Origin of the sequence: Microcoleus sp. AT8-A3 (assembly GCF_036705675.1) — a bacterium.
Taxonomy (GTDB): domain Bacteria; phylum Cyanobacteriota; class Cyanobacteriia; order Cyanobacteriales; family Microcoleaceae; genus Microcoleus.
In genome coordinates, this window is sequence record NZ_JAUBVD010000010.1 from 55,090 (window position 1) to 63,996 (window position 8,907).

8 protein-coding genes are annotated in these 8,907 nt (G+C 43.1%); all 8 read right to left on the bottom strand.

Going from position 1 to position 8,907, the window contains the following annotated elements; genetic code table 11:
• Window positions 1–238: 238 nt before the first annotated feature.
• The 8 genes from QUB51_RS08270 to QUB51_RS08305 all read right to left on the bottom strand — a co-directional run bounded on the left by QUB51_RS08270 (window position 239) and on the right by QUB51_RS08305 (window position 8,719).
• Window positions 239–1,570, bottom strand: a complete 1,332-nt coding sequence (locus QUB51_RS08270) for a hypothetical protein (RefSeq protein WP_333208902.1) — start codon at window positions 1,568–1,570, stop codon at window positions 239–241.
• Window positions 1,571–1,576: 6 nt separating this feature from the next.
• Window positions 1,577–2,902: a hypothetical protein gene (locus tag QUB51_RS08275; RefSeq protein WP_333260608.1), complete on the bottom strand. Its 1,326-nt coding sequence runs from the start codon at window positions 2,900–2,902 to the stop codon at window positions 1,577–1,579.
• 13 nt (window positions 2,903–2,915) lie between these two features.
• Window positions 2,916–4,148 (bottom strand): SGNH/GDSL hydrolase family protein, encoded by a 1,233-nt coding sequence (locus tag QUB51_RS08280; RefSeq protein WP_333053592.1) that lies wholly within the window; start codon window positions 4,146–4,148, stop codon window positions 2,916–2,918.
• 4 nt (window positions 4,149–4,152) lie between these two features.
• Window positions 4,153–4,317, bottom strand: a complete 165-nt coding sequence (locus QUB51_RS08285) for a DUF5989 family protein (RefSeq protein WP_190657062.1) — start codon at window positions 4,315–4,317, stop codon at window positions 4,153–4,155.
• On the bottom strand, window positions 4,318–4,725 hold the full coding sequence (locus tag QUB51_RS08290; RefSeq protein WP_333053591.1) for an SxtJ family membrane protein: 408 nt from the start codon (window positions 4,723–4,725) through the stop codon (window positions 4,318–4,320).
• A gap of 124 nt (window positions 4,726–4,849) precedes the next feature.
• Window positions 4,850–6,826 carry a carbamoyltransferase gene (locus QUB51_RS08295; RefSeq protein WP_333053590.1) on the bottom strand — a complete coding sequence of 659 codons (1,977 nt, stop codon included), beginning with the start codon at window positions 6,824–6,826 and terminating at the stop codon, window positions 4,850–4,852.
• Between the two features lie 169 nt (window positions 6,827–6,995).
• Window positions 6,996–7,481 (bottom strand): hypothetical protein, encoded by a 486-nt coding sequence (locus QUB51_RS08300; protein ID WP_333053589.1) that lies wholly within the window; start codon window positions 7,479–7,481, stop codon window positions 6,996–6,998.
• A 317-nt stretch (window positions 7,482–7,798) separates the two neighbouring features.
• Window positions 7,799–8,719, bottom strand: coding sequence for an NAD(+) kinase (locus QUB51_RS08305; RefSeq protein ID WP_333053588.1), 921 nt, complete (start codon window positions 8,717–8,719; stop codon window positions 7,799–7,801).
• Window positions 8,720–8,907: the final 188 nt, after the last annotated feature.

The following is an 8,907-nucleotide window of genomic DNA, read 5'->3' on the forward strand; positions in this document are numbered from 1 at the left end:
TAGGGGCGGGTTCACCAACCATCATCGCCGGAAACAAACAATCTCAAAAACCCGCCCCCACCCAACGATAAATCATCACCTACATTTAGGAATTAAATATAAATATCAGGTTGATGTGAATTATTGGTGAGTGAGTGGGGCGGGTTTTTATATATTGTTGGTTATCATTATATATTGTTGGTGAACCCGCCCCTACGAGTTCGCCAATTGTACAATAACGAATCAACCAGACATAATATCACTTCTTGTTTTTTCTTTCATCTTTCCGCAAAGATTCCAGAATAGAACTGCCCACATAATTGCTAAAAACTACCTCTCCAGCTTGATTGTAGTGGCAGCAGCTATCTACATAAACTGCCTCTTTAGTCTTGTCAAAAACATTGACAGCATTCACTAGATTGATCTTATTTTTTTCCAAATTAGGAAACTTCTTGAAAAGAGCCGGATATCCAATTTGCACAGCTTTAGCATAAGGAGTATCCTTATTAAAAGCAATCTGCTTTTCGGATTCACTAAACACCCTTTTCGTCTGATAATATTGATTAGGCTGAAGAACATGAAAATAAGGCACATTACTAGCAGACAGAACTTTGTGCATAAAAATTGAACTTTTTACCCAATTCTGGGCCATTTGTTCAAAAGCGGCTGAATCCGGTAAAACTGACTTATTAGTATTGATATAAATAACGCTGCCGCCGTCATCTTTTTTTTGTTTAGTCCGTTCTTGTTCAAACTTAATAACATCGGTTTTATAGTTATTAACTAAATTTTGAACGTAAACAGAAGTCAAAGCATCGCACGCAGCTAAAGAGCAGTTTTGCAAACGTTCCAAACCCTGACTAATCCTAGCTTTATTTTCTTGGATTCTGATAGTTGCTTTCATCGCTTTTGTAGAAAGGCTATTATTCGCCAAGCTAGTCAGCGGCAAAATGTGCTGAATACTTGGCATTGTCAAATCGACTTGATTTTTATTGTTTAAGTTAGAAAGTGCTACTTCATTAAAACCATCTATATTGACTACCAGATCCAGTTCTTGCCCTAAAGCCAAAAAATAGTTTAGAATTAATAATTGCTGGGGTTGTTTGTAGCCTCCGGTAGCAAAAGACAAAATTACAAATTCTTTATCTTTCAAACCCGGAAGCTGCTTGAGGTATTGAGGCAAAATTTTGTTTTGAACTTCAAATACTGCATAATTAGAAGCCACAGAACCGCCAAAAACTCCGATAATAAATTGATTTTTCTTGGTTTTTTTCAAAGGGTAATCATAAGGAGAGATAAATCCGTAGTTGTTAACCTTAAAACCAGGGCGAAAATCGGGGCCTGGTTGTTGAATAAATCCAAAAAAAGGATGAAACCTTTCAACAATAGACTGATTCAGCCGCACTCCTTCTAAATTAATTCCTAAATCCGACTTGTTTTGCACCTTTTCTCTAGCATAGAAAAATTGCTTGTGCTTGAGAAAATACCATCCCAAGGAACCGACTTCGAGGAAAACCAGTAAAAGCGCTAAGTTAATCAAAGTTATCTTGAGGAATTCTTGCCCTCTTTTGAGAAATTTTAAATTTTTCATAAACCTCTATTTCGATTCTCTTACTACTTTAATAATAGAACTAGAAACATAGTTTGCCAATAGTTCGTCTCCGACTGAATTATAGTGGCAGCAGGCATCTTTGTAAACCGTTTCTTTGGTATTGTCTAAAATATTCACTGCACTAAAAATATTAACCCCAGCTTTTTGCAAATCATCGACTTTGGACAACAACACCGGATAACCTTTTTTCACTCCTTCAATGTAGGGACTCTCTTTGTTAATCGCGATTTCGTTTTCCTTGGCGGTAAACGCTCGCTGAGTGGGATAATACTGGTTGGGCTGGATAAAGTGAAAATACTTAATTTTTCTACTTGATAAAATTTGATTCATCCCGATCGACGATTGATACCACATCGATGCCATTTTCTCAAAAGCAGCGGCGTCCTGCAAAACAAAGTCAGCTTTGGGAATGTAGACTATACCGCTATTTGCCGTGTCGGAGTTGGATTGTTTTACTTGTGAATCGTACTTGACAACTGCTTGCTGGTAATTGTTGACTAATTGTTTCACCTGTAGCGAGGTGACAGCGTGACACAAAGCAAGTTGACAAGTTTGCAATTTGTCAATACCTGCTTTTAATTGTTTTTTGTTTTCGTTAATTTGCACGATCGAGCTCATCGCTTCCGGTGACAAGTTATTGTTTGCTAAACCAGTCAGAGGCTGTATGTGCTGAACGCTGGGCATTCCTATTTCTACTTGGGCTTTGTTGTTTAAATTTGACAGCGCTACTTCGTTAAAACCATCAATATTGATGACTAAATCTAATTCTTGACCCAAAGCCAGAAAGTAATTTAAAATCAATAATTGTTGGGGCTGTTTGTAGCCGCCATTCCCAAAATTTAAAACAATAATTTCCTTGTTGGCAAATTCTGGATAAGTTTTCAATTTGTTAGACAATCTGCGAGTTACGTATTCATCGACTGCAAAATTATTCGCAACTGAACCGCCAAAAACTCCGATGATAACTTGATTTTTATTAGTTTTAATAAACGGATATTCGTAAAGTGAAAAAAAGCCGTGTTTGTTGACTTTTAACTTTAATTTTTCATTGGTGAAAGCACCTTGTTTGAGTACATAGCCAAAAAGTGGGTGCAGTCTTTCTACGATAGATTCATCAAGTCTAATGCCGATCCTTTCAATATCTTCTACTACTTTTTCTTTGGCTTTAGTTCTGGTATAAAAAAACTGTTTTTGGTTGAGAAAATAAAAAGCTAGGGACAAAGCTTCCAGAGAAATAAAGGCGATCGCCAAATTAACCGCGATTATACTTAATATATTTTTGCCTTTTTTCAGCGCCGTTGAATCTTTCATGAAATTTGACTGATTACGGTTGTTTTTTGGGGAATTGAGACTGCTTCAAATTTTCGCACAAATTGCGGTTAATCAGGATACTAGCCAGTCGGTGTCCGAGTTCATTCCAGTGACCCCCACAGGGTACAGAATTATCAAAACCGTGGGCGCAGACTTGATATTTTTCAGTATAACCTTGAAACTGTTCGGATAAATTCAGTACCCGAAAACCCTCGCGCGCGCCCAATTTTTCCAGCCGCCTATCGGGATAAAACAAATCCTGAATGTTGTTCTTTTTCGTAAAATCTTTTCGCATCTTGGCATCCCGTTCAACTTGGATCGGATCGCCGATCGTCACAAGCAAGAACTCAGCATTTTTCTGCACGACTTCATTCCGCATCGTCACTATCAAACCCTCTGTCACCCTCCAAGCCTCTTCCCAAGCTGCATTCTCAGGTTCCTTGAGGTTTTTGGTACTTAAAGTGGTAAAATCCTCAGATAACTCGCGCTTTTTCCTTTCTAAGTCTACTTTTTTAATGACCTGCAAAATGCGCGAATTTTTGACTATCAAACTGGGCATTCGGTCTACGAAGGAAACTGCTCTTTCGTTGCGATCGATCGGCGCCAGATTGCGAAAAGACATATCCGGTACTAGCTTGCCGCTAGCATCGTAAGCAAAAAATGGTCGGTAGCGATCGTATTCTAATTGTGGCGAATTGTTAATTATATCATTCCCAATAAAAAAGGCAAGAATTACAATGTCAGGACTGTAATCCCACACTTTTTCTCGCAGCATTATCAATTCTTGAGCAGTACCGTAGCCCTGCACCCCGAAATTCATTACCTCAACATTTTTGCGTCCCTTAACAGCTTCGCAGTTGCCTAACTTGCGTTCCAATTTTGACCAGAAAGTTTGTTCGACAGGTACGTGAATTGCTTCGGTGAAAGAATCGCCCAAAACCGCAACGCGCAAAGTATTTGGAGGTTTTACTTTTGTATGTTCACGATCGCGCAAACCCTCGCTATTCACCTGCACAAAACTCGCACCTTCCCCATTCCACTCCCCCGACGCACCAGGTTTCAGCTTCCAGCCCAAATTCGGATCGGAAGTGTGAAAACGAGTTGGCGCCGAGTCTACGAAATCTCCTATTTTGGGATAGCCTTCAATCCTGGCTACCCGCAATCCAATTTCACCAATTACCACCCCCATCAATAAACCGCCGAGTGTCAAACCCAAATTGACACCCAAATTTTTCAACTTGCTCATTATTTCAAAACAGCGTGTAAATAAATGGAGCAATCACAGAACCCTGACTCAATACAATCAAAGCTCCCAAAAAAACTAAAGTCACAATGAGCGGCAACAGCCAATACTTTTGACGTTCTTTCATAAACGCCCACAAATCTTTGAGAAAGTCTAAAGTTGCTTCAAACACTTAAAAAGGACGCTCCATACTAACTTTTGTTCTTGCTTTACTTGGGACGCGGTAAGTATCCATTTTAGGATTGAGTTTTCGCCGCATGGCATCTTCGCCGAAAATGTTTTTGATCGCTCCCATCGGCCAAACTATCAGGTAAAAAACTATCCCTAGGACGATCGGCGTTTCGATTTTGTTAAGAATAATTCCAAAGCGCATCCACGCGTGATAAACGGGATTAAGCGATTTCGGCGCCACCAATGCTAGCAGCACCATCACTCCGCAGATTGCCCAAGGCCACCAAGGTAGAGAATGCCGCCGCAGTAAAGGTACTGCTAAACCGAACAGCACTGCAATCAAGCCGCCAATTAGCAGCCCGAAATCGCGCAAGCCTTTTTTGTCGAGTTTTTTAATTTCGTCGCTCATGGGGAAGAAGGAAGAAGGAAGAAGGAAGAAGGAAGAAGGAAGAGGGAAGAAAGAAGAAGGAAGAAGGAAGAATGACAATTGCCAACTAACAACTCACAACTGCCCACTGCCAACTTACTAATAATTAATCTAGTTCAAATTCATTTTTCCAAGCATCATCTTGTTTCCAAGGAATTTGTTCTGACTTGGGAAGCAAGTAATTTTCCAAAACCAGATAGTCCATTTCGGTTCGCATGAAACAGCGGTAAGCATCCTCTGGAGTGCAAACAATGGGTTCGCCTCGGACGTTGAAAGAAGTATTTACCACAATAGAACAGCCCGATCGCTTTTCAAAATGGCTGATTAAGTCATAGTAGCGAGGATTGGTTTCTTTGTGAACAGTTTGAATGCGAGCCGAGTAATCGACGTGGGTGACAGCCGGAATTTCCGATCGCGGAATGTTGAGCTTTTCAATGCCAAACAACTGCTCTTGTTCCGCAGTCATGGGAATGCGGAGACTGGATTTGACAGGTGCTACCAATAGCATATAAGGGCTAGAATGGTCAATCTCGAAATAATCCGCAACTCGTTCGGCTAAGATTGACGGAGCAAAAGGTCGAAAAGATTCCCGATATTTAATTTTCAGGTTCATCACGGACTGCATTTTAGCACTGCGGGGATCGCCAATAATCGATCGACCGCCCAGAGCCCGCGGCCCAAATTCCATCCGCCCCTGGAACCATCCCACCACATTTCCCTGTTCCAAAATTTCCGCCAACTGCGGCATTAATTCGGCATCATCTAATCGATGATAGCTAGCTTTGACAGCATCCAAATATTCGAGAATTTCTGCGTCAGTAAACCTTGGGCCCAAATATGAGCCCCGCATTTGATCGTGACAAGTTAAATGAGCAACCGACTTCGCCACAGTTGCCACCGCTGGGTTGGCAGTGAGAACTTCCGTCCTCTCCTCAACCGCTGCGTTTGTAGTGATAAGTTCAGTTTTGAGGGCTTCTCTACTATTTGCTGTCGAGTTCGCGCTCACAGTGCGAGTTTGTTCGCAATACTGATACCAAATCGCCAAAGCCGCGCCCAAAGCACCGCCAGCATCTCCTGCTGCCGGCTGAATCCAAATATCTTTGAAAATACCTTCCCGCAAGAGTCTGCCGTTAGCAACACAGTTGAGAGCAACGCCGCCGGCCATACAAAGATAATCAACATCCAATTCTTTTTTAACTGTTCTGCACAGTCGCAAAACAACTTCTTCGGTAACAACTTGAATGGAAGCTGCAATGTCCATTTCTCGCTGAGTCAATTTTCCTTCAGCTTGACGCGGCGGCCCTTCAAACAGTTCGTCAAACTTCTTGTTTGTCATGGTTAAGCCAACTGTATAGTTGAAATAATCCATGTTCAAACGAAAAGTTCCGTCATCTTTGAGGTCGATTAAATAGTTGAGAATCTTGTCTACATACTTGGGTTCGCCATAAGGAGCTAAACCCATGAGTTTGTATTCGCCAGAGTTGACTTTGAAGCCTGTGTAATAGGTGAAAGCTGAATAAAGCAAACCCAAGGAGTGGGGAAAATCGATTTCCCACTGAGGTGTAAGTTGGTTCCCATCTCCCAACCAAACTGAGGTTGTTGCCCACTCGCCCACGCCGTCGAGGCACAAAACGGCTGCTTTTTGAAACGGGCTGGGGAAAAATGCGGATGCTGCGTGGGATTGGTGGTGTTCGGTAAATAGCAGAGATGGCAGTTTATTTGTTTTGCAGTTTGCTATTGCTGCCAGATCTCTTTTGAGCATGGTTTTGAGGTAAAGCTTTTCTTTGAGCCATATCGGCATGGCGGCTAGGAAAGAGCGAAAACCTTGGGGTGCGTAGGCTAAATAGGTTTCGAGAAGGCGCTCGAATTTGACTAAAGGTTTGTCGTAAAAGACTATTCGATCGAGCTCCCGCAAATCTATGTTCGCTTCTTTCAAGCAATAAACGATCGCATTCTTAGGGAATCTGGCGTCATGCTTTTTGCGGGAAAATCTTTCTTCCTGCGCTGCTGCTATAATTTCTCCGTCGCGAATTAAGGCTGCGGCGCTGTCGTGATAGTACGCCGAGATTCCAAGTATGTTCATCGCTCTCCTCACAAATCGCAATGCGTTTGCTTTTGACTATTTAGAATAGCTAACGATTATAGCTGCTTCAGTGCTGATTGGGAATTTAATTTTGCGATCGCCTCTAATTTTACCTGGATCGATGTCGGTGGGAAGCCCTCGGACGATCGGCTGTTAGACAGCATTTAAGTTAGCGCCGGCTTATCCTGCGCCCCCAAGCTCTGAAGTAAGTTACCACCGGGAATTGATAAAATTCACCTACCAACCACAGCACAATGCCTAAATGGGACAAAAAAGCTAAGCCTGTCCAAGCTAGGGGCAGCCACGACAACCTGCTGCCGGGAACCGGGGGAAAATAGTAAGCTGAAAGTCCCAGCAAGGTAGTGGGAAGGAAAATTAGACCAATAGCCGCTGCCCAGTAGGGCCATCCGAATTCTACGCCTTCGAGGTGGGCTCCTATCCACTGTTTGCCGTTCCAGTGCCAAGTTACGGGCGGTTGGCGATCGGCCATTTGGAGCGATTGTCTTTCAACGCTTGCGGTATAAATGTGCTGGCAGAAGTTGCAAGCTAGGGCGTCCATCATCGGCATGGTAGAAATTTGACCGGTGCGGCACACGGGACAGGGATATGTATCTTGAGGGTTGAAAGGTCGGGTTGATTTTTTGAAAATCTGCATAGATCAGGCTGTTTGTCAAGATATTGAGCGATCTTAACAGAGTACAGAAATTGTGCGTTGGGTAAGGTGGGTTTTGCCTGTAAAATAGCATCCTGTAGGGGCGGGTTTTACGAATAATATTTAATGACCGCAAACCATCTATATAAACCCGCCCCCACACTAATAACCCAGATCAACCTTTCTTTCGCTCGAAGCATAAAAATGTAAATTGCGATTTATCGCCTTGTGGGGGCGGGTTTATGAGATTATTGATTTTAGGCAAATATTGTTGGTAAAACCCGCCCTACAGATTAATGATTAATGGTCGATGATTGGGATTAATTGCGGTGATTGTTGCTGTACCGAATTCGGGCTCCTGCCCAGTGAAGTTTTTCCCTCAAAGTGTTGAAATAAGAATAGTTTTCCCGCAAAATGATAAACTTGGCTTCGCAGTCCGCCCTCCGCACGTCTACGCGGTGTCCTGGCCAAATTGCAGTACCTAAAACCCCGTCTGTCCAGAGTTTGGTACTGAGTTCGTAATCTGCTAAAGGCCAAATGCTGACGACTGAACCGGGCGGGAGGACGATCGCCCGACTGGATAAACTCAAAGGGCAAATCGGAGTAACGGCGATCGCCTCCATTCCTGAGTGCATTATCGGCCCGTTGGCAGATGCGGTGTAGCAAGTCGAACCGGTGGGAGTTGCCACAATTAAACCGTCGCCTTGATATTGATCGACTACTTCGCCGTCAACTTCCATTTCTAGAATACAGCTCGGCATTCGATCGGCTGAAGCAGGTTTGACACACATTTCATTTAGTGCCAAAAATCGATCGCTTTGGGGTTCGAGATTGGTTCTGTTTCCCTCAAAAACTGTTGCCTGCAACATCATCCGCGTCTGCACAGCATACCTGTCTTCCGCAAGTCTGTCCCAAATCTCCTCAGTCTTTTGGAAATCCTCAAAAGACTCGGTTAAAAAACCCAGATGTCCCCCCACATTCGCTGCCAAAATCGGGATGCCGTCAGCCGCCAAATTCCGCGCTGCAGCTAGGGCCGTACCGTCGCCCCCCAGAACTACCGCTAAATCAATTGGGGTATTACTAGAAGCTAAAAACACCGGATACGGGTTATCTTTCGGGCCACTGGGCCCCATTAAAACCTGACACCCGCGACTTTCTAATTGGCGGGCACACTGTTCTGCCCACCGCTGGCTGAGGGTATCTCTGGCTTTGTGGGCGATAATTACTTGTTTTAGTTGCACAACCTATCGATTTTAGATTTTAGATTTGGGATTTTAGATTTTTAGATTTTAGACTGAATTGCCGCGACCGGGACGATCGCAGTGCACATCGATTTTAGATTTTAGATTTGAGATTTTAGATGATTAGATTTTAGACTGAATTGCCGCCACCGGGACGATCGCAGTGCACATCGATTTTAGATTTTAGA